Raw genomic sequence first — 22,630 nt, 5'->3', positions numbered from 1 at the left:
TAAAATAGCACCAGTAGTGTTGACTGCTACTGGTGATTTCACGCATATATTATACAAATGGTAATTCAATTATAAATTCTGTTCCGACTTCTAATTCGCTTTTAACTTCAATAGAACCATTATGAAGTTCTACAATTTCTTTTGCAACAGCCAGTCCGATACCTTTTCCACCTGTAGCTCGTGTTCTGGATTTATCGACACGGTAAAAGCGATCAAAAACATGTGGGATATCTTCTTTTGGAATACCTTCACCTTCATCTTGTACACTTATTGTAAAAGTATTCGCACTGGTTAGTACACGTATTATTATAGAAGTGTTTTCTGGTGAATGTTGATAAGCATTGTGTAATAAATTTAACATAACTTGTTCCATACGTCTTTCGTCTATGCAAACTTCTAAATCATCTTTGCAATGTACATGTAGTTGCATTTGTTTGTTTGTTAATGTTGTTTTTGTTTTTTCAACCATTCGTTCTAAAAATGGTTTAAGAATTACTTTTTGTTTTTTTATAACAAACTGGTGTTGCTCTAATTGTACAAGCATAAATAAATCTTGTACGAGATCGGTTACACTATCCGTTTCATCCTCAATGATTTGTAAGTATTCTTCACGTTCTTCTTTCGTTAGAGAATCTCTTTTTGCTACCTTTGCATAACCTTTCATATAGGTTAATGGAGTTAGTAATTCATGCGCTACACTAGCGAGAAATTCGTTTCGTTCTTTTTTCATATAAGTCAGCTCGTTAGATAATTCTTCAATGGTTTTAGCTAAACTGCCAAGTTCATCATTACGCTTAATGCCTAATTTAATTGGTTTATTTAATTTTGAAATTTTTTCTGTTGCTCTTTTCATTTTTATAAGAGGATCCGTAATAACTCGAGAAAAAACAAAGACAGAAATAGTTGTTAAAATTAATGTTAAAACACTAACGATAATGAACTGATTCATGAGTCTCATTAACATATTTTCTAAGAAGGATGTTTTTAAGAACATATGTAAGTTACCGTTAAAGTCTTTTATTTTAATTGGGCTTACTGTTGAAATGGATTTTGAGTTTTTCCAGTTCTTTTCTACTATTAAGCCATCTCTTGTAACAGGTGGTGTTTTGCAATGAAGGTGTTTTTGCATATCTTTTGTAACTGTTTCTGAGGCAGATGTAATTTTGCCATTACTATCAGTTATAACGATAGCTATATCAGAATTAGTAAGTGCTTCTGTTTCCATTAAATCTTCAGCCGCATGTTCAATAGAGAAATCGGGGGATTCAGGGCGTTTGAAACGTTCAGCATGTTTTTTTTGCTGAGCGTATTCATTCCATTTGGCACGCCGTTCAATCGTATCACGATAGCGATTTCCTTTCTCTAATAGAGCAACGGTTTCCTCTTCAACACGCATTTTTGAAAGACTTTTATAAAAAGATACGAAAGCAATTGTCTCAATACATAAAGCTAATATTAAAAAGTATGTCCCAACTTTAAGGGAAAGTTTGCTCATTTTCTCACCATACCTTATTTCATATAGAGTGAAACTTTAACCAGTGGGGTTTTATCCATCCCCACTGATTAAAGTAATTATTCACTTTTCCATTTATATCCGACTTTATAGACGGTTTCTAAGTAATCTTCAACTGGAAATTCTTTTTTGCGTAATTTATCACGGATATTACGAATATGTGAATCGATAGTTCTGTATTCGATGTCTGTTTGATATCCCCAAATTTTTTCAATTAAATCATCACGGCTGTAAACGCGGTTTATATTTTGTAAAAATAGTCCAAGTAACGAGAATTCAATAGGAGTTAGTGAGATTCTTTCACCATAAACTGTAACAGTATGTTTTGTTTTATCCCACTCAATACCATTGAAGCTAACAAAGCCATCTTTCTTTGTGCGACGTAATATAGCCTCGATTCGCGCGACTAATACATGCTCATCGAATGGTTTTGTAATGTAGTCATCTGCTCCCATAGTCAGACCTTTGACCATATCATAATTTTGGTTGCGAGCTGTTAGCATAATAATTGGAACGTTGGAAATTTGACGGATTTGATAGCAAGTATCCCACCCATCCATATTCGGCATCATAACATCTAATAAAATAATATCGAAGTCCTTTTGTTCGATTAATTCTAGCGCTTCAAGGCCAGAAGTAGCTTTCATACAAAAATAGCCACGAGGGCTTAAGAACAGATCTAACAATCGTAACATACGTTCTTCATCGTCTACTAATAAAATTTTCACCATAATCTTGTGCACCCCAAACTATTCATTCTACTTGTATAGTTTACATGAAAATAATAAAAAACTCTTTTTATGTGATTGAATGGATGGCTGATTTTTTCAATCAGGGCAATTGACATAAAAAATGCACTAGTTTTGCACAACTATTTTTTATAATAGAAAACGTAGCGACACAAATACCCTATGTTGCGACATAACGTCATGTCATTTTATTTATAAAATGACAATTCCATTCTATTGTGTATGTGAGATAGAGAGGGTTTTCGTATTCACCTCGCATCGGATAAGAAAAATTTCCTATCTCACACTTTTTTTAATATAAAGGGGATTGTACACATGAGTAAAAAAGTAGAACGTTTACAAAAAGAAAAGCAAGATCGTAATGCGATTGTAATGTGTGTTGCGGTATCTATGCTTATTATGATAAGTTGTGTAAATAAATTTTTCGGGATTTTATAATAGAAAAAAAGCTTATTGCTTCTTAAGAAGCAATAAGCTTTTTTAATGTGTTCTATATAATAAACCAGGGTAGAATTGCCAGTCCAGAAGTTACAATTGCTGTAGCAAATATTAAAAAGATAGCTTGTTTGTTTTGTTTCACGTTACATTCTCCTCTACATATCAATTGCATGCTATACGTTCATTTAATAATTAGCGGGAGACGGATCCTCCTCGCTGAGTGAAGTTTCACTTTATCAAGCTATTTGGGGGCAGTAAGACTCCCATCTCAAAATTCAGTGGATGTGAAGAAGTTAGATGGGAGTCGGGCTGCCCATAAACGCCCGATTGGTGAGGGCTAATACTCAGTGGAGGTAAAGACTTCGACTGAGTAAAGTTTCACTTTATATTTTTAGTATAACGAATGGAAAGGATTGGAACGATCGATAAAGGTGACATGAAGATTACATTGTTGTAATGAAAAAAGCATCTTAATTAATAAGAAGATGCTTTTGAAAAATTATATTAAAATGTTAATTATTTAAGAATAAAACCATATGCTCTTCGTCCCAATATTGGCCATTATGTTTTAAGGACCGTTCTTGCACACCGTAAGTTTGGAAGCCGAGGGACTCATATAATTTTTTTGCAGCAGTGTTATCAGCGACAACATCAAGCATAAGCTGTTCTACATGTAATTTATCGGCATTTTCAATAATCGCTTTAATTAAAGCTCGTCCTGCACCGAGGCCACGCGCTTTTGGAGAAACAAAAACTGAGCCGATTTTTGCCTTATGCTCTTGCTTAATAAATGGCTTTGTTTCTAGAGTAGCAATACCGATTAAATCATTATCTTTGAAGACACCTAGAGTATACTTATCCGGATTGCTTAATCGCTTTGCCATAGCAGCGACAGGGTTTTCCTGTTTAAGAACATCTTCATAAGAAGAGCTAAAAGCCTCAGGGTTTTTCATTAAACCTTCCATACACACTTTCAAATAAATTTCTGCATCCTCTGTTGTTAATAAGCGAATTTCCATAGTTGTAACCTCCTAGATTGATTCAAATTTAATTCATTAACTTTGTAAGATTAAGTTTAGTTAAATGTATTCTGTGACTATTCTTTCTTAATTTGTAAAAGAATGAAAAGATTATGCTACTATGTTTTCATTTTATTTATCCCGCTATTTGCGGGCAGTAAAACTCTCACCTCAAAATTCGGCTGGAGCAAAGAAGTTAGGTGGGAGCCCTGCTGCCCGTAAAAGCCCGATTGCTGAAGGCTAATAATCAGTGGGGGATGAACAACCCCCCACTGATTATAGTTTCACTTTATGTAATGAAATTATATATTAACTTTATTAACTATTCAAGGTTTTAATATGTTACATTTTTATAACTAAAATTCCCACTTTGTAAAGGAGTAATTTTTATCCAATTATTCGTGGGATTCGGATTGCCCGTAAAAGCCCGATTGGTTGGGCTAATAATCAGTGGGGAGGGAAAACCCTCCACTGATTAAATTTTCACTTTCTTTTACGTATTCAATCGTTTATTTTGTAGCCATCGATTCGTTCCGGATGTGTATAAATATTGCAAGATCCATTTCGAATAAATCCTACTACGGTAATACCTAAATCGTGGGCGAGTTGCAATGCTAGTTTAGTTGGAGCTGATTTAGATAGAACAATTTCGCAACCTATTTTTGAAACCTTTAACAAAATTTCAGATGAGATGCGTCCGCTAAACGCAATGATTTTCCCTTGAACAGAGATATTGTTTCGTAAACAATGACCGTATATTTTATCTAGCGCATTATGTCTTCCGATATCCATTCTTGATAAAAGAATGTTATTTCGATCACATAAAGCGGTATTATGCACACCACCCGTTTGGCGAAATGTAGTTGAAGATTGTTGTAAGGAAGTCATTAGGTGAAAACATTCTTCCGGAGTAATAGTTATATGTATATCATGTAACTTTTTTGCTTTTGCTGCATCGTTGACGAAAACAAAACCTTGTCTACTTTTCCCGCAACAAGAAGTTACGTACCGTTTATTATATAAAGTTTGATAGAGCGGATTAATTTTTGATGATTTTACATGGACAATTCCGTTTTCTTTTTGGATCCATAATTCTTCAATATCTTTATAAGAAGAAATAATTCCTTCAGAAATTAAAAAACCGGTTACCATATCTTCAATGTAATTAGGAGTGCATACAACTGTTACGTATTCTTCGCTATTTAATTTAATTGTAATAGGAGATTCCGTAACAACCTCATCGGTTTGTTTTGAAAATGTACCAGATTGATAACGTACAATTGTATATGTTTCTTGAATAGACCCCATATTAAATTCCCCTTTATATGTATTTTTCTCCATATTTATCATAAAACATCGAAAAAACAAAAGCATCTACTAACAAGAAGATGGCAGATTATTTTGGTTATTATTGTATATGTACGATATAATAGATTTGTAGAATAGCGACATTTTCAAGCTTTCGTAGTTATACCTTATAACATCTAGAATCGACTTCCAAAGGAAAGTATTTCAACAGGGCGCTTCAAAAATATGTACAACACAATTATGAAAACGGATTCATAATTGTGTTGTACAGTTAGTTGTAAGGAGAGGGGAAACTATGACAGAACAGACAGTCCGTGTAACCGTTGATGGTAAAGAATTTTTCGTATCAGGTGAAAAGACGATACTCCAATTGTTTAACGAAAGTAATTTAGAACATCCTCAAATTTGTCATGTACCAGAGGTAGATCCTATTCAAACTTGTGATACATGTATTGTAGAAGTGAATGGAAGTTTACTACGTGCCTGTTCGACGAAGTTGGAAGATGGCATGCATATTGAGAGGCAATCGGAACGTGCAAAGGAAGCACAAACTGAAGCGATGGATCGAATATTAGAGAATCATTTATTGTATTGTACAGTATGTGATAATAATAATGGTAACTGTAAAGTCCATAATACAGTACATATGATGGAGATTGAAGAACAGAAATATCCATATGAACCGAAAGTAAGTGCATGCGAAGTGGATACGTCGCATCCATTCTATCGATACGATCCAAATCAATGTATTGCTTGTGGGCAGTGTGTAGAAGTATGCCAAAATTTACAAGTAAATGAAACTTTATCGATTGATTGGAGTTTAGACCGTCCACGTGTTATTTGGGACGATGGTGTGAGTATAAATGACTCGTCTTGTGTTAGTTGTGGGCAATGTGTAACAGTGTGTCCTTGTAATGCATTAATGGAAAAAACGATGCTAGGAGAAGCTGGATTTATGACTGGTTTAAAACCAGATGTGCTAAATCCAATGATTGATTTTGTAAAAGATGTAGAGCCTGGATATAGCAGTATTTTAGCAGTTTCAGAAGTAGAGTCCGCGATGCGTAAGACGAAAATTAATAAGACAAAAACAGTTTGTACATTTTGTGGTGTAGGTTGTTCATTTGAGGTATGGACGAAAGATCGTCAAATTTTAAAAGTGCAACCTGTTTCAGATGCACCGGTTAATGGTATTTCCACATGTGTAAAAGGAAAATTCGGATGGGACTTTGTGAACAGTGAAGAGCGTATTACAAAGCCGTTAATTCGCCAAGGGGATATGTTTGTTGAGGCTTCATGGGAAGAGGCTCTTGAAGTTGTTGCATCTAATATGCAACATATTAAATCAGAGTATGGTAGCGATGCGTTTGGGTTTATTTCTTCTTCGAAAGTAACAAATGAAGAAAACTATCTTATGCAAAAACTAGCTCGTCAAATATATGGAACAAATAATGTAGATAACTGTTCCCGTTATTGCCAATCTCCAGCAACAGACGGTTTATTTAAAACTGTCGGTATGGGCGGAGATGCTGGAACAGTGAAAGATATTGCTGAGGCAGGTCTTGTTATTATTGTTGGGGCAAATCCAACAGAAGGACATCCTGTACTTGCAACTAGAGTGAAGCGTGCTCATAAATTACATGAACAAAAACTAATTGTCGCAGACCTTCGTAAACATGAAATGGCGGAGCGTGCTGATATATTTGTTCACCCGAGTCAAGGGACGGATTATGTATGGCTTGCTGGGATAACGAAATACATTATCGATCAAGATTGGCACGATAAAAAGTTCATAGCTGAAAATGTAAAGAATTTTGATGAATATAGCAAAATGCTAGAAAAATATACGCTTGATTATACTGAGGGAATTACAGGGATTTCTAAAGATCAGTTAAAAGAAATGGCTCGTATGGTATATGAAGCAGATGGTACTTGTGTACTTTGGGGAATGGGTGTAACTCAAAATACAGGAGGGAGTACAACGTCAGCAGCAATTTCAAATTTACTTCTCGTTACAGGTAACTACCGTCGTCCTGGTGCCGGTGCGTATCCGTTACGCGGGCATAATAACGTACAAGGTGCTTGTGATATGGCGACATTACCGAACTGGCTTCCGGGTTACCAAGCAGTTTCAGATGATGTGCATCGTGCGAAATTTGAAAAAGCATACGGTACTACCATTCCGAAAGAACCGGGATTAAATAATATCGCAATGTTACTTGCGGCCGAAGAAGGAAAACTGCGTGGTATGTATGTTATGGGAGAAGAAATGGCTTTAGTAGATTCAAATGCCAACCATGTACAACATATTTTAGCGAATTTAGACTTCCTTGTTGTTCAAGATATGTTCTTATCGAAAACAGCTCGTTTCGCCGATGTTATTTTACCAGCAGCACCAAGCTTAGAAAAAGAAGGAACGTTTACGAATACAGAGCGCCGTATTCAAAGATTATACGAAGTATTGAAACCGCTTGGTGATTCAAAACCAGATTGGTGGATTTTACAAAAAGTAGCTCGTGCACTGGGCGGAGACTGGAATTATGGAAGTCCAAGTGAAATTATGGACGAAATTGCATCGCTTGCACCGTTATACTCTCAAGCGACGTACGACCGTCTAGAAGGCTGGAATAGTTTATGTTGGGGTAGCCATGATGGTAGTGATACACCATTATTATATGTAGATGGATTTAACTTCCCAGACAAACTAGCACGTTTATCACTAGATGAATGGGTTCCGCCAGTTATAGCACCAGATGAGTATGATTTACTATTAAATAATGGCCGTATGCTAGAGCATTTCCATGAAGGGAATATGACGAATAAGTCGGCTGGTATTTTATCTAAAGTGTCTGAAGTATTTGTTGAAATTTCACCTGAACTTGCTAAAGAACGCAATGTGAAAGATGGTGGTCTTGTAGAGTTAGCATCACCATTTGGAAAAATCAAAGTACAAGCGCTTGTTACAGATCGTGTAACTGGAAATGAGTTATATTTGCCGATGCATGCGACAGTAAATGAAGAGGCAATCAATATTTTAACAGGAACAGCAACAGACATTTATACGTGTACACCAGCTTATAAACAAACAATGGTGAAACTGCGCGTATTACGTGAAAAAGGAAATCGTCCGTTACCATCTTCAAACCCGAGAGATAAAAAACGTCATCCGCAAAATGGTGTTGAAATCGAGCGAAAGTGGCAAAGAAAACAATACGTATCACTTGTGGACCAGAATTAGGGGGCGGAGATAATGGCAAAAGAGATTACTTTAATTAAAAAGAAGATTGTAACAGAAGAAGAAAAAAAACAGCAAGTAACAGATGAGTTGTTAAATGATCTAGCTGAAAATAGAGAAGCAGTAGAAGAGACGATGCAGCTATTAGCGCAGTTGCAAAAAGCTGGAATTTTAGATGCAGCAATTAGTTTACTTGCTGCAAAAGAAGATGTTTCCAAAATAGCTGTTGAACAATTGAATCGTGAACCAGTAAAAAACGCATTAAACAATATGATGGGGGCAGGAGAGGCATTATCTTCAGTGGACCCAGAAATAACGAAACAAATAACATCTAGTTTAGTCACTGGATTACAATTTGCAACGGATGAGCTGAAAAACGGAAAGAAAACAAAAGTGATGGATTTCTTTAAAGTATTAAAAGATCCAGATATCAACAGGGCGATTACATTCGGTTTTAGTTTCTTAAAAGCATTTGGACAAGGATTAGAGAAAAAATAGAGTGAGTGAAAAAAGTGATGGGATTAGCCATCACTTTTTTCATTATATGTATAAGAGTGTTCATGTTAAGCGGAATATATTATTATTAAAAAGATGGATTGAAATTGGAAATGTGGAATCCATCTCAAATATCGTTTTAGAATGTGGAGGAATATATGCAACACCGTAAAAGACTATCTATACCAGGAGTAATGGGACATTCCTTTCAAACAGTTAGATTTGCTTTTTGGAATGTATTAACCTTTCAACTTGCTTATAAATTATTAGCAGCGATTGTATTTGTCCCGCTATTTGGGATCATTTTTAATAAGTTATTGTATTTTGGTGGTTATGCAAATGCGACGAATGATGAATTATTAGCGTTTTTAAAGACATCATACGGCATTTTGGCAATCGTCATTTTATCATTGTTAGCACTGTTTCTTATCTTTACGGAATTTGCGGTGCTTATTATCATTTCGTACTTCGCTCATAAAAGACAAAAGGTGAAATTACGTCCGATTTTATATAAAACCGTAACGTATTTACCTACTCTTTTCACATATTGCTTACCAGGATTTATTTTATATGCGGTTGTATTGTTACCTCTTTTAAATATTGGATATGAAACGGCATTAATTCCACAAATTCAAATTCCTAACTTTATTACAGGAGAACTGTTTAAGACAACGATGGGACAAGTTGGTTATTACACGTTCTTTGCTGTAGTTGCGTATTTGAACCTTCGCTGGATTTTTGTTCTACCTATTGTTGTTTTAGAGCAAAAGCCGTTTCGCACAGCAGCACGTAAAAGTGCAACGTTAGTAAAAGAAAGTTTTTTTAAAGTACTATTCTTTTTAGTAGGATTTTTTATTTCAATAGGGATTGTTTACGGTGTATTTTTGGGAGTGTATTTATTGTGTCTATGGGGCATGTATGAATTTACAAATCCACAGGGAACATTTGCATTATTAGCGGAATCAACAATGTCTGTATTTTTAACGAGTACATTGTATTTATTTAGTTTTATCGTGACGCCATTTTATATTATGGGAATAACACGATTGTATTTACAAAAGGTTCCGGTTGAAGATGTTTTATTAGAAGAAGGATTAGATTATTCGAAAACAAAAGCAGATAAATGTTTCTTCCAAAAACATCGTTGGAAATTTATTGGTGTATATATTGTAGGAATTATTACCGCCGGAATGGTCGTTGCCTTCATTGTAACGTTTATTTCAAATTCATATAAAGAACCAATTATTATGGCTCATCGTGGTTATATTTCAAAAGGTGTAGAGAATACGAAAGAAGCTGTGCAGGGGGCTATTGATGCCAAAGCAGACTACGCTGAAATTGATGTACTGCAAACAAAAGACGGTGAACTAGCAGTTATACATGATTTGAAGCTAAAACGTCTTGCTAATGCTAATGTTCATGTGTCAGATTTAACGATGGAGGAGTTAAGACAGCTTACCCTTAGTCAAGATGGTTTTTCAGGACAAATAAGTACACTTGATGAGATCATTAAGCTGGCAAAAGGAAAAATCAAACTTAATATTGAAGTGAAGCTTCATGGTGGCGAAAAAGATTTCGTAAACAAAGTATTAAAAGCGATTAAAGATAATGAATTTGAGAAGCAATGTGTCATTCAAACGTTACACTATCCGCTTATTAAAGAGTTTAAACGTGCAAATCCAAATATAAAAGTAGGATATATACTGTATGCGAGTAGAGCTAACTTAAAGAATGTGAAGGCTGATTTTTATGTAGCAGAAGAATACATGTTAAATAAGAAATTAGTAAAAGAAGCAAGGAAGTTAAACAAGCCAATTTACGTATGGACGGTAAATGATATGGAAAGGTTAAAGGGATATTATAAGTTAAACGTAGATGGTATCATTACCGATTATCCTGAAGATGCACGTGAAACAATTAAGATGTTAAAAGAGCAAGAAGATCGTGAAAGTGATATGTTTGATAAAATTAGTGAGACGACAGAAGATCTATTTTCAAAGTTATTTATAAGTTATCCAGCTGCTGGCTAAATGCCAGTAGCTGTTTTTTTGTGAAAAGAATATATTTCTAAAGTATTGAACAAAGTAATAAGTGTATATGTATACGTCATTGCTTAGTTTTTTTACATTATTTATTATAGTCAAATAATAAATAATTACTATGCATTTTGAATGGATATAATAGAAATAGAGTAATAGATGATGGAGTGGTACGGAGAACCCAATAAAATCAATGTTTTATATATTTACACTATTCTAAATATATAAACTTTAAAAAAATAGTATGTTAGCGTTTTCATAACTTTTAAGTTATGCTAGAATAAGGACATAAGTTATTAATTATTTAAAAAAGAAAAAAGAATTCCTTTTTTCTGTTAATTATAAGGGGGCATTTCATTATGCGTATTGGGGTACCAGCAGAAATTAAAAACAACGAAAACCGTGTGGCAATGACACCAGCAGGTGTTGTACATTTAGTTCGTAACAATCACGAAGTATTCATTCAAAAGGACGCAGGTGTAGGATCTGGTTTCACAGATGCTCAGTATGTTGAAGCGGGAGCGAAAATTGTTGAGACGGCTGAAGAAGCTTGGAACATGGAAATGGTTATGAAAGTTAAGGAACCAGTTGAAAGCGAATACAAACACTTCAGCGAAGGTTTAATCTTATTCACATACTTACACTTAGCTCCAGAACCAGAATTAACAAAAGCGTTAATTGAAAAGAAAGTTGTTGCTATCGCATATGAAACAGTACAATTAGAAAACCGTTCATTACCATTACTTGCACCTATGAGTGAAGTAGCTGGTCGTATGGCTGCACAAATCGGTGCGCAATTCCTTGAGAAAAACAAAGGCGGTAAAGGTATCTTACTTGCAGGTGTTCCAGGAGTTAAACGTGGTAAAGTAACAATTATCGGTGGTGGACAAGCTGGTACAAATGCTGCTAAAATTGCAGTTGGACTAGGTGCGGATGTAACAATCATCGACTTAAGTGCAGAACGTCTTCGTCAATTAGATGACATTTTCGGAAACCAAGTAAAAACTTTAATGTCTAATCCTTACAATATTGCAGAAGCTGTAAAAGAATCTGATCTTGTAATCGGTGCAGTATTAATCCCAGGTGCAAAGGCTCCAAAACTTGTAACTGAAGAAATGATTAAATCAATGGAACAAGGTTCTGTTGTTGTAGATATCGCGATTGACCAAGGTGGTATTTTCGAAACAACTGACCGTATTACAACTCACGACAACCCAACTTATGAGAAACATGGTGTTGTTCATTATGCAGTTGCAAATATGCCAGGTGCGGTTCCACGTACATCAACTCTTGCATTAACAAACGTAACAGTACCATATGCAGTACAAATTGCTAACAAAGGCTACAAAGAAGCTTGCCTAGGCAACACTGCATTATTAAAAGGTATTAACACATTAGATGGCTATGTAACATTCGAAGCAGTGGCAGAAGCTCACGGTGTAGAGTACAAGGGTGCTAAAGAATTATTAGAAGCAGAAACAGTATCTTGCTAATAGAAGCATTATACAAAACAAAATCGAACAATATATAAAACAACATGATAAGAGCTAAGAGATAATACCTCTTAGCTCTTCTTGGTAAAAGGGGGCATTCATCGTGGCCAACCTATTTAAAAAGAAATCCGTTACGCAATTGTTAGGGGAAAGTAAAAGTAAAACTTTGACGAAAACGCTAGGGGCATTTGACCTAACAATGCTAGGGATTGGTGCGATAATTGGTACAGGAGTTCTAGTATTAACTGGATTAGTAGCAGCAAGAGATGCTGGTCCAGCAGTTATTTTTTCATTTATGATTGCAGCAATTGTTTGTGGATTTGCAGCTTTATGTTATGCAGAGGTTGCATCTGCACTTCCTGTTTCAGGTAGTGTGTACACATATTCATATGCAACAATTGGTGAGTTTGTTGCCCATTTAATGGGATGGACATTGCTATCCGTATATGTCGTAACGACTGCCGCAGTAGCTGGCGGATGGACAGGTTATTTCAATAATTTAGTGAGTGGATTGGGACTTGAAATTCCAAAAGCGTTGTTAACGATTCCATCGCAAGGTGGTATGGTGAACTTACCCGCAGTTATCGTTACGTTGGTGATAACTTGGTTATTATCACGAGGTACAAAAGAAAGTAAGCGTGTGAATAACATAATGGTATTAATTAAAATTGGTATTGTTGTTTTATTCATTGCAGTTGGTGTATTCTACGTGAAACCAGAAAACTGGATACCATTTGCACCGTACGGCTTAAGTGGAGTCTTTGCCGGAGGAGCAGCAGTATTCTTCGCATTCTTAGGATTTGATGCATTAGCAACTTCTGCTGAAGAAGTGAAAAATCCACAACGTGATTTGCCGATTGGTATTATTGCTTCATTAGTCATTTGTACAATCATTTATGTTGTAGTTTGTCTCGTTATGACAGGTATGGTTTCTTATAAGGAATTAGATGTACCTGAAGCGATGGCCTATGTATTAGAAGTTGTAGGACAAGATAAAGTGGCTGGTGTAATCGCTATTGGAGCTGTAATTGGTATTATGGCTGTAATTTTCGCATACATCTACGCTACGACACGTGTATTCTTCGCTATGAGCCGTGACGGTTTATTGCCAAAATCTTTTGCGAAAATTAACAAGAAGACAGAAGCACCAACATTTTCAGTTTGGTTAACAGGAATTGGTAGTGCTTTAATTGCCGGATTTATCGATTTAAAAGAATTGTCGAATTTAGCGAATATTGGAGCGTTATTAACATTTGCGATGGTTGGTGTAACTGTCATCATTCTTCGTAAAACGCACCCGAAATTACAACGTGGATTTATGGTACCACTTGTACCAATCTTACCGATTATTTCAGTTGCAAGCTGTCTATTCTTAATGGTAAATCTACCGTTAAAAACATGGATATACTTCGGTGTTTGGTTAGCAATCGGAGTGGTTGTATACTTTGTTTATTCGAAAAAACATAGTCATTTAAAAGACGATGGAAGTTCGCAAGATAGTTTAGAAAAAGCTAATTAAAGGGATATAAAGTTAGTAAGCCTTGTGCGTCTAGGGAGCGCGCAAGGCTTTTTCTTTTGGGGAAATAAAGGAGACCAATGTTATGTTGTCGAATTTTTATGTCGGAATATAAGAAGGGGTGGAAAGATGGAGACGAAAGTTGTCGTTGGAGCAGAGGGATATAATAATAACCCAGGGTGGTTACATACGAATGAAAAAGAATTACATTTATTAAAAAGAGAAACGTGGATTAATAAATTTCCGTCTAATTCTTTATCAGTAATTTTGGCTGAGCACGTATGGGAGCATTTATCGTATGAAGAAGGTATAGAAGCAGCTAAAGTTTGCTGTAAGTTTTTGGGAGATAATGGATATATTCGCTGTGCAGTGCCGGATGCATTTTTCCCAAATGAAGAGTATCAGCGTGGTGTGCAAGTGGGAGGACCTGGCCCGTTAGATCATCCAGCTGCAAGTCATAAAATTGTACATAACTACAAAACGATTATATCTATGTTTGAAGCAGCAGGTTTTCAAGTAAAGCTTTTAGAATACTGTGATGAGAATGGCCAGTTTCATTATAGTGATTGGGAAGAGAACGGTGGATTTATTTATCGATCGAAACGTTTTGATCATAGAAATCAAGATGGTAAATTAGGATTTGCTTCGTTAATTGTGGATGCAGTAAAAGTTAATAAATAAGAAGGGATGCACGGTAGTTTTCGTGCATCCTTTTTGTATGAAGAGCATGATAGATGCGGAGAATATTTATATGTTTATTTTGAAATGTGAACGAAATGTTTTAAAAAATGTATGAGAATTCATTGACACATATGAATGGACGCTCATATAATAAAGGTATAAGACATATGAATAGTTGTTCATATGTTCAAATGAAGAGGTGAGCTGTGATGGCTGAAAATAAAGTAGAAACGCAACAGGAAGCATGTTCTCAAACGGTAATTCACGAGGAAATCGTGGATCAAGTAAAACAAACAATTCCGACTGATGAAAGTTTAAGTAAAGTAGCAGAATTATTTAAAGTATTAGGTGACCGCACACGTACGAGAATATTACATGCATTATTTGAAGCTGAAATGTGTGTTTGTGATTTAGCTTATTTATTAGGAATGACGCAATCTTCAATCTCACATCAGCTTCGTGTATTAAAGCAAGCAAAGCTTGTAAAGAACCGTAAAGAAGGAAAGGTAGTTTATTACTCATTAGCTGATCAACACGTAATTCATATCTTCGAGCAAGCGTTTGAACACGTAAACGAGGAAGAATAAAAAAGCGAGGAGGGAGAACGATGGCAGAAGCATTAGTGAAAAAGAAACTTATGCTAGAAGGTTTAGATTGTGCAAATTGTGCAATGAAAATTGAAAAAGGTGTTGGGAATATAGAAGGGGTAACATCTTGTTCCGTAAACTTTGCAACAAAAACGATGCTTTTAGAAACACCGCAAAATAAAGAAAATCAAGTTGTTACGGAAGCGAAGCGACTTGTTACAAAATTAGAGCCGCATATTAAAGTGCAAGAAGAGCAAAAAACAAAATCAGTAAAAGAAGTATTTGTATTAGAAGGCTTAGATTGTGCAAATTGTGCAATGAAGATTGAAAATAAGGTAAAGGAAATGCCAACGGTTTCAGAAGCGACTGTTGATTTCGTATCAAAGAAATTACGAGTAGAAGTTGCAAATAAACGAGAACTTGAATCGACTGTACAAAATATAAAAAATGTTGTTCAAAAGTTAGAGCCTGATGTAAAAGTTGTTCGTGAAGAGGAAAAAGGACACGACCATGGCCATGATCATGGTGATGGTGATGGAAATGTGAAAAAGATGATAGGACGATTAGTAGTCGGTGGAATTTTGACAGGAATTGCTGCATTAGCCGGATTACCGCAAATGATAACAATTCCATTATTCGTCCTTGCTTATTTATTAATAGGTGGAGATATCGTTTGGAGAGCGGCGAGAAACATAACTCGCGGCCAAGTGTTCGATGAAAACTTTTTAATGGCAATTGCAACTTTAGGAGCTTTCGCGATTCAACAATATCCAGAAGCGGTAGCAGTTATGCTATTTTACCAAGTAGGGGAACTGTTCCAAAGTATTGCAGTAAATCGTTCTCGAAAATCAATTACGTCATTAATGGATATTCGTCCTGACTATGCGAATGTGAAAGTTGGAAACGAAACGAAACAAGTATCACCAGAAGATGTGCAAGTTGGTGAGTATATTATCGTAAAACCAGGTGAAAAAGTACCGTTAGACGGGAAAGTAGTTGAGGGAACATCAATGATGGATACTTCAGCGTTAACAGGTGAGTCTGTACCGAGGGAAGTAGAAGTTGGTAATGACGTATTAAGTGGTTTTGTAAACCAAAATGGTGTATTAATTGTCGAAGTTACAAAAGAGTTCGGTGAATCCACTGTATCGAAAATTTTAGACTTAGTACAAAATGCAAGTAGCAAAAAAGCGCCAACAGAAAACTTTATTACGAAGTTTGCACGTTATTATACTCCTGTTGTAGTTATAACAGCAGCAATAATGGCATTTATTCCACCACTTATTTTAGAGGGTGCTACATTCTCCGATTGGATTTATAGAGCTTTAGTGTTCTTAGTAATCTCTTGTCCATGTGCACTCGTTGTATCGATTCCTCTTGGGTTCTTTGGAGGTATTGGTGGGGCATCTAAAAGTGGTATTTTAGTAAAAGGAAGTAACTATTTAGAAGCATTGAATGATGTGAAATATATCGTTTTTGATAAAACAGGAACATTAACAAAAGGTGTCTTTAAAGTTACGAAGATGGAGCCTAGTGAAGGTATCACAGCTGAAGAGCTATTAGAATATGCAGCATTTGCAGAAGTATATTCAAATCATCCGATTGCACAATCTATTCGAAACGCATATGGAAAATCAATCGATGAAAATAGTATTGAAGACTATAGTGAAATTTCAGGTCTTGGTACGGTTGTAAAGGTACAAGGAAAAGAAATTTTCGCAGGTAATGCTAAATTAATGAAAAAAGAAAACATTACATTTAAGCAACCAAATACAGTAGGTACACTAGTTCATGTTGCTGTAGATGGTAAATATGCAGGTTATATTGTTATCTCTGATGAGGTAAAAGAGGATTCAAAACAAGCAATTCAAAAGTTAAAAGAACTAGGTATTAAGAAGACAGTCATGTTAACTGGTGATGCAAAATCAGTTGGTGAAGCTGTTGGTAAAGAATTAGGTTTAGATGAAGTCCATGCCGAATTATTACCACACCAAAAAGTAGAAGAAATCGAAAAAATTGATGCAGCAAAACGCGGTAAAGAAAAGATTGCATTTGTCGGTGATGGTATTAATGATACGCCAGTACTAGCAAGGGCAGACGTTGGTATTGCGATGGGCGGTTTAGGATCAGATGCAGCAATTGAAGCTGCTGACATCGTTATTATGACTGATGAGCCTTCAAAAATTGCGACAGCTGTAAAAATTGCAAAACGTACACGTAGTATTGTCTGGCAAAATATTATATTTGCATTAGGGGTAAAAGGGTTAGTGTTATTACTCGGCGCCTTTGGTATTGCAACAATGTGGGAAGCAGTCTTCTCAGATGTTGGTGTGACGTTACTTGCAGTATTAAATGCAATGCGTGTACTACGAGTAAAAGATTTATAAAAAAGAGGACGCAATTGCGTCCTCTTTTTTATTGGTTATTTTGTTGAAATTGACTCAAGAAAATAACATCAAATATTATTTTGTTTTTAAATAATGTAATATATAAAATTATAAAAAACAATATTCTTCTTATTATTTTAATATATTTTTTGCAAATATCTATATAGTATTGAAAAATGGAGAAGTGGGGGAGGGACAAAACCCCACTAATTAAAGCTTCACTTTATTTTTGTATGTTTTTTTCAACTTGTTCTCGAACAGTTTGAATATAATTCATTTTATGATCCCAACATTCTTGGCTTAAATCGACAGGGTACTCTTCTGGGTTTAAAGTTCGCATATACTCTTCCCAAAATAGTGAGAGGCTGCGTTCATTATACTTTTGAATCTCTAATATATTAGGTAATTCATACGCTCTGTTACCGTTAATGAAAATATCTTGATGCAGTTCGCGTGCTTCAAAGCTTGTTACGAATTTACTTATATATGTATGAACTGGATGAAACATTTTTAAACGCTCTTCTTTTCCGGGTTCTTCTGACTCTAAAGCAATATAATCGCCCTCTGCATGATCGTTAACACGGTTAATAATACGATAAATTCGTTTAAGTCCTGGGGTTGTAATTTTTTCAGGATTAGATGAAATCTTAATCGTATCATTTAATTTTCCGTCAGTATCTTCAATAGCGACTAGTTTATAAACGGCCCCTAATGCTGGCTGCTCAAAGGATGTAATCAGCTTTGTACCAACACCCCATACATCAATTTTTGCCCCTTGAGATTTCAAGTGCATAATCGTATATTCATCTAAATCGCTAGAAGCGATAATTTTTGTGTTTGTAAATCCAGCTGCATCAAGTTGTTTTCTGGCCTCCTTTGATAAATATGCCATATCACCACTATCAAGGCGAATGCCATAAAAATCGATACGATCCCCGAACTCTTTTGCAACACGAATCGCATTTGGAACACCAGATTTTAATGTGTCGTATGTATCGACAAGAAATACACATTTTTTATGTGTTTCAGCATATTTTTTAAATGCAACATATTCATCGCGATATGCTTGAACGAAAGAATGGGCATGTGTGCCAGCTACAGGGATGCCAAAGCGTTTCCCTGCGCGAACGTTACTTGTAGATGAAAACCCACCAATAAAGGCAGCTCGTGTTCCCCAAAGGGCAGCATCAAACTCATGAGCGCGTCTTGTACCGAACTCTAAAAGCTCATCATTATTTGCAGCGTGCTTCATACGTGCAGCTTTTGTAGCAATTAATGTTTGGTAATTTACAATATTTAAGAGGGCGGTTTCAATTATTTGTGCCTCGCCAAGCGGTGCATCAACACGTAATAATGGTTCGTTATTAAAAACAACTTCGCCTTCTTGCATACTACGAATCGTGCCAGTAAATTTCATGTTTTGTAAATAATGAAGGAAGTCTTCTTCAAATTGCAGCTCTGCTAAATAAGCGATGTCACTTTCGGTAAAGCTGAAATTTTCTATGTACTCTACAATTTTTTCAAGACCAGCAAAAACAGCATAGCCGTTTTCGAATGGAAGCTTTCGAAAGTATAGATCAAAAACAGAACGGCGAGTATGAATACCATCTTTCCAATATGTATAAGCCATGTTGATTTGATATAAATCTGTATGTAAGGCGTAACTATCGTCTTTATAATGATTCATTGTGAAAACACCTCCGCAATTTGGTTATAGTATACCAATTTTCCCCCTTCCGTAGCAAAGAAGTAATAGGGGATTGAAGTCAAGGGAGAAAAAAATGAAATAATGCATATTTTTTAGAAAATTTACATTTATCAATTTATATTTCTCAAGATTTTATGTATTATTAGAGTAATGGGGGTAATGAGAATGGAGGAGGACAATGCAACAAACATTAGAAAAAATAGGCAAGCAAGTTTTTTATAAACGGCTACAGCAAAAAATGACACAAGAAGAATTATGTCAGGGCATTTGTTCTGTCTCATACTTAAGTAAGATCGAAAATGGAAAGATTGAAGCATCAGAAGAAATTCTACAATTGCTCTGCACAAGACTAGAAATTGCTGTGACGGATTTGAGAGATGTAGAAGAAGATGTGAAGGTGAAGTTGGACGAGTGGTTGAATGCATTAGTTCATTTGGACAAGCAACAAGTAGAGCGCATATACGAAGAGTTGCAAGGTGAAATGAAGCATGTGTTGGATTTTGAAATTATAAATTATTATAAACTGCTGTATACACGTTATTTAATTATGAAAAGGGATATATCTGCAATTGAAGAAGAATTAGAGAGATTAAAGAAAGTCTACAAAAAGTATTCTCCATTTCAGAAGTTATTATATACGTACAGTAGAGGGTTATTGTGCTGTTTGCAGTATAGATGGAAGGATGGACTAGACCACTTATTAAAAACAGAAGTAATGGCCAAGGAACAAGGGTATCATGAAACGGGTATGTACTATAATATAGCGCTTGCATATACTCATTTAGATATTCATCACCTTGCAATTCATTTTGTGAATATAGCATTAGAAGGATTTCGTAGTGAATATAAGTTTAGAAATATAATTAATTGCCAGATACTTATTGCAGTAAGTTACACAGAAAAAGGTCAGTATGAAGAGGCCTTAAGAATGTATGAGAGTATATTGAGGGAGGCCACATCTTTTGCGGATAAGGATGTACTTTTAGCTATTACTTTAAGCAATATGGGAAGTATATATTATAAAAAAAGCAAATATCAGCAGGCGAAGAAATATTATTTGGATAGTCTGCAACTTCAAAAACAAGTAGATTTAAACTATCTAGATACAATATATGAACTGGCATTAGTATGCATTAAATTAGAAGAATTAGAAGAGGCAAAAGAATGGATTGATAAGGGAATTGTTGCAGCAAAACAAGAAGAGAGATTTAATGCAAAGTTATATTTGCTTTTAATTCTTAGATATAAACATTTTGAAGAAGCAAAAGATTATAAAGTATTTTTGGAAAATGAGGCTATTCCTTTGTATAAATCTGCGGGAAATAAAATAGAATTAAAGAAAGTATACGTTGAACTCGCAGAACATTTCGCTAGTTTATCGAGATTTGAGGAAAGTAATCGATATTATAGGTTAGTTATTGATTTGATGAATGATAATAAGGAGGAGTGAAAATGAAAAAGATGGTATTTGGAGTATTGGCGTTTATAGTAACTCTTACAGTTGCTGGAGGAATACATCAGTATAGTAGTAAACCTGATATCGTTGGTCAACAAGCTAAAACGGTTCAACAAATTAATTCATAACCAAAAAACCCCTTTCCAAACGGAAAGGGGTTTCTCAATATTTGCTCCCGAAAATTCTACAAAACTTGAGAAAACAATTATTTGAATTTTTAGTATATTAATAGTGGAAACATAATGATAATATGAAACTACTCTTTTTCAAAAATTTTTTATTAGGGGGAATGTTAGATGAAAAAGAAGAGTTTAGCGTTAGTGTTAGCGGCAGGAATGGCAGTTACTACGTTCGGAGGGACAGGCTCTGCATTTGCGGATTCTAAAAATGTACTCTCTACTAAGAAGTACAATGAGACGGTACAGTCACCTGAGTTTATTTCTGGTGATCTAACTGGAGCGACTGGTAAGAAAGCGGAATCTGTTGTGTTTGATTACTTAAACGCGGCAAAAGGTGATTATAAGTTAGGGGAAAAGAGTGCGCAAGATTCTTTCAAAGTGAAACAAGTGAAAAAAGACGCTGTAACTGATTCAACAGTAGTACGTATGCAACAAGTTTACGAGGGAGTACCTGTATGGGGATCTACTCAAGTAGCTCACGTAAGTAAAGATGGTTCTTTAAAGGTATTGTCTGGAACAGTTGCGCCTGATTTAGACAAAAAGGAAAAGTTAAAAAACAAAAATAAGATTGAAGGCGCAAAAGCAATTGAAATCGCGCAGCAAGATTTAGGAGTAACACCTAAATATGAGGTAGAACCAAAAGCGGACTTATATGTATATCAAAACGGTGAAGAAACGACATATGCATACGTTGTAAATCTAAACTTCTTAGATCCAAGCCCAGGAAATTACTACTATTTCATTGAGGCGGAAAGCGGTAAAGTATTAAATAAGTTTAATACAATTGATCATGTAACAAATGATGATAAGTCTCCTGTTAAACAAGATGCTCCTAAACAGGATGCGAAAGCGGTTATAAAGCCTGTAACAGGAACGAATAAAGTAGGAACTGGTAAAGGTGTATTAGGAGATACGAAATCGCTTAATACAACGTTATCTGGATCATCTTACTACTTGCAAGATAATACGCGCGGAGCAACAATTTTCACATATGATGCGAAAAATCGTTCGACGTTACCAGGAACATTATGGGCAGATGCAGATAATGTTTTCAATGCAGCGTATGATGCAGCAGCAGTAGATGCTCATTACTATGCAGGTAAAACATATGATTACTATAAAGATACATTTAACCGAAATTCTATTAATGATGCAGGAGCACCATTAAAATCAACTGTTCATTACGGAAGTAAGTATAATAATGCATTCTGGAACGGTTCACAAATGGTATACGGAGATGGTGATGGTGTAACATTCACTTCATTATCTGGTGGTATTGACGTAATTGGTCACGAATTAACGCATGCAGTTACGGAAAATAGCTCGAATTTAATTTATCAAAATGAATCAGGAGCATTAAATGAAGCAATTTCTGATATCTTTGGTACGTTAGTAGAATTCTATGATAACCGTAACCCGGATTGGGAGATTGGTGAAGATATTTACACGCCTGGTAAAGCAGGAGATGCACTGCGTTCTATGAGTGATCCAACGAAATATGGTGATCCAGACCATTATTCTAAGCGTTACACTGGTTCAAGTGATAACGGTGGCGTTCATACAAACAGTGGTATTATTAACAAACAAGCTTATTTATTAGCAAATGGTGGTACGCATTCTGGTGTAACTGTAACTGGTATCGGTAAAGATAAATTAGGTGCGATTTACTACCGTGCAAATACACAGTATTTCACGCAATCTACTACATTTAGTCAAGCTCGTGCTGGTGCAGTACAAGCTGCAGCTGATTTATATGGTGCTAGCTCTGCAGAAGTAGCAGCAGTTAAGCAATCATTTAGTGCTGTTGGTGTAAACTAAGGCTTTAAG

The 22,630-nt window shown here is 35.5% G+C and carries 18 protein-coding genes; 13 read left to right on the top strand and 5 right to left on the bottom strand.

Annotated elements, in window-relative coordinates; all coding sequences use genetic code 11:
- Nucleotides 1-49 precede the first annotated feature (49 nt).
- Nucleotides 50-1,495 (bottom strand): sensor histidine kinase, encoded by a 1,446-nt coding sequence (locus ABH955_RS24280; protein ID WP_404448632.1) that lies wholly within the window; start codon nucleotides 1,493-1,495, stop codon nucleotides 50-52.
- Between the two features lie 77 nt (nucleotides 1,496-1,572).
- Entirely contained in the window at nucleotides 1,573-2,244 is a 672-nt protein-coding gene (locus tag ABH955_RS24275; protein WP_404457158.1) for a response regulator transcription factor, read from the bottom strand.
- A gap of 333 nt (nucleotides 2,245-2,577) precedes the next feature.
- Here ABH955_RS24275 and ABH955_RS24270 point away from each other — a divergent pair, with 333 nt between their 5' ends.
- Entirely contained in the window at nucleotides 2,578-2,700 is a 123-nt protein-coding gene (locus ABH955_RS24270; protein ID WP_002029704.1) for a hypothetical protein, read from the top strand.
- A gap of 512 nt (nucleotides 2,701-3,212) precedes the next feature.
- On the opposite strand, the gene ABH955_RS24265 is transcribed toward ABH955_RS24270, so the two are convergent.
- Both ABH955_RS24265 and fdhD read right to left on the bottom strand, forming a co-directional pair.
- Entirely contained in the window at nucleotides 3,213-3,719 is a 507-nt protein-coding gene (locus ABH955_RS24265) for a GNAT family N-acetyltransferase (protein WP_002010444.1), read from the bottom strand.
- Nucleotides 3,720-4,220: 501 nt separating this feature from the next.
- Nucleotides 4,221-5,027, bottom strand: a complete 807-nt coding sequence (fdhD, locus tag ABH955_RS24260; protein ID WP_404448627.1) for a formate dehydrogenase accessory sulfurtransferase FdhD — start codon at nucleotides 5,025-5,027, stop codon at nucleotides 4,221-4,223.
- A 295-nt stretch (nucleotides 5,028-5,322) separates the two neighbouring features.
- Between fdhD and fdhF the strand changes: the two genes are divergently transcribed.
- The 9 genes from fdhF (at nucleotide 5,323) to ABH955_RS24215 (ending at nucleotide 17,460) form a co-directional block, all read left to right on the top strand.
- Entirely contained in the window at nucleotides 5,323-8,265 is a 2,943-nt protein-coding gene (fdhF, locus tag ABH955_RS24255) for a formate dehydrogenase subunit alpha (RefSeq protein ID WP_404457160.1), read from the top strand.
- Between the two features lie 12 nt (nucleotides 8,266-8,277).
- Entirely contained in the window at nucleotides 8,278-8,760 is a 483-nt protein-coding gene (locus tag ABH955_RS24250) for a helical membrane plugin domain-containing protein (RefSeq protein WP_002010449.1), read from the top strand.
- A gap of 1 nt (nucleotide 8,761) precedes the next feature.
- Complete coding sequence (locus ABH955_RS24245) at nucleotides 8,762-8,929, top strand: hypothetical protein (RefSeq protein ID WP_157264618.1); 168 nt, start codon at nucleotides 8,762-8,764, stop codon at nucleotides 8,927-8,929.
- Nucleotides 8,916-10,787, top strand: a complete 1,872-nt coding sequence (locus ABH955_RS24240; RefSeq protein WP_404448623.1) for a glycerophosphoryl diester phosphodiesterase membrane domain-containing protein — start codon at nucleotides 8,916-8,918, stop codon at nucleotides 10,785-10,787. The genes ABH955_RS24245 and ABH955_RS24240 overlap by 14 nt, the downstream gene beginning before the upstream one ends.
- 368 nt (nucleotides 10,788-11,155) lie before the next feature.
- A complete protein-coding gene (gene ald / locus ABH955_RS24235) occupies nucleotides 11,156-12,289 on the top strand; it encodes an alanine dehydrogenase (RefSeq protein ID WP_113937877.1) in 1,134 nt (377 codons plus the stop codon).
- 103 nt (nucleotides 12,290-12,392) lie between these two features.
- Entirely contained in the window at nucleotides 12,393-13,808 is a 1,416-nt protein-coding gene (locus ABH955_RS24230) for an amino acid permease (protein WP_002063741.1), read from the top strand.
- Nucleotides 13,809-13,934: 126 nt separating this feature from the next.
- Nucleotides 13,935-14,486 carry a class I SAM-dependent methyltransferase gene (locus tag ABH955_RS24225; protein ID WP_404491760.1) on the top strand — a complete coding sequence of 184 codons (552 nt, stop codon included), beginning with the start codon at nucleotides 13,935-13,937 and terminating at the stop codon, nucleotides 14,484-14,486.
- A 209-nt stretch (nucleotides 14,487-14,695) separates the two neighbouring features.
- Nucleotides 14,696-15,073, top strand: a complete 378-nt coding sequence (locus ABH955_RS24220) for an ArsR/SmtB family transcription factor (protein WP_002010461.1) — start codon at nucleotides 14,696-14,698, stop codon at nucleotides 15,071-15,073.
- 20 nt (nucleotides 15,074-15,093) lie between these two features.
- Nucleotides 15,094-17,460: a heavy metal translocating P-type ATPase gene (locus ABH955_RS24215; RefSeq protein ID WP_404491759.1), complete on the top strand. Its 2,367-nt coding sequence runs from the start codon at nucleotides 15,094-15,096 to the stop codon at nucleotides 17,458-17,460.
- A gap of 223 nt (nucleotides 17,461-17,683) precedes the next feature.
- Here ABH955_RS24215 and ABH955_RS24210 read toward each other — a convergent pair whose 3' ends face one another.
- Entirely contained in the window at nucleotides 17,684-19,147 is a 1,464-nt protein-coding gene (locus ABH955_RS24210) for a nicotinate phosphoribosyltransferase (RefSeq protein WP_078178067.1), read from the bottom strand.
- Between the two features lie 199 nt (nucleotides 19,148-19,346).
- On the opposite strand from ABH955_RS24210, the gene ABH955_RS24205 reads away from it, so the two are divergent.
- From ABH955_RS24205 to ABH955_RS24195, 3 genes are all read left to right on the top strand, one after another.
- Nucleotides 19,347-20,618 carry a tetratricopeptide repeat protein gene (locus tag ABH955_RS24205; RefSeq protein ID WP_016101848.1) on the top strand — a complete coding sequence of 424 codons (1,272 nt, stop codon included), beginning with the start codon at nucleotides 19,347-19,349 and terminating at the stop codon, nucleotides 20,616-20,618.
- 2 nt (nucleotides 20,619-20,620) lie between these two features.
- Nucleotides 20,621-20,752, top strand: coding sequence for a quorum-signaling peptide NprX (gene nprX / locus ABH955_RS24200; RefSeq protein WP_002174820.1), 132 nt, complete (start codon nucleotides 20,621-20,623; stop codon nucleotides 20,750-20,752).
- A 168-nt stretch (nucleotides 20,753-20,920) separates the two neighbouring features.
- Complete coding sequence (locus ABH955_RS24195) at nucleotides 20,921-22,621, top strand: M4 family metallopeptidase (RefSeq protein ID WP_113937880.1); 1,701 nt, start codon at nucleotides 20,921-20,923, stop codon at nucleotides 22,619-22,621.
- The last annotated feature ends 9 nt before the right edge of the window (nucleotides 22,622-22,630 follow it).

It is taken from the genome of Bacillus sp. RC240, assembly GCF_044907945.1.
In the GTDB taxonomy this organism is placed as follows: Bacteria; Bacillota; Bacilli; order Bacillales; family Bacillaceae_G; genus Bacillus_A; species Bacillus_A mycoides.
This window is presented reverse-complemented; position numbering and strand designations above follow the sequence as displayed.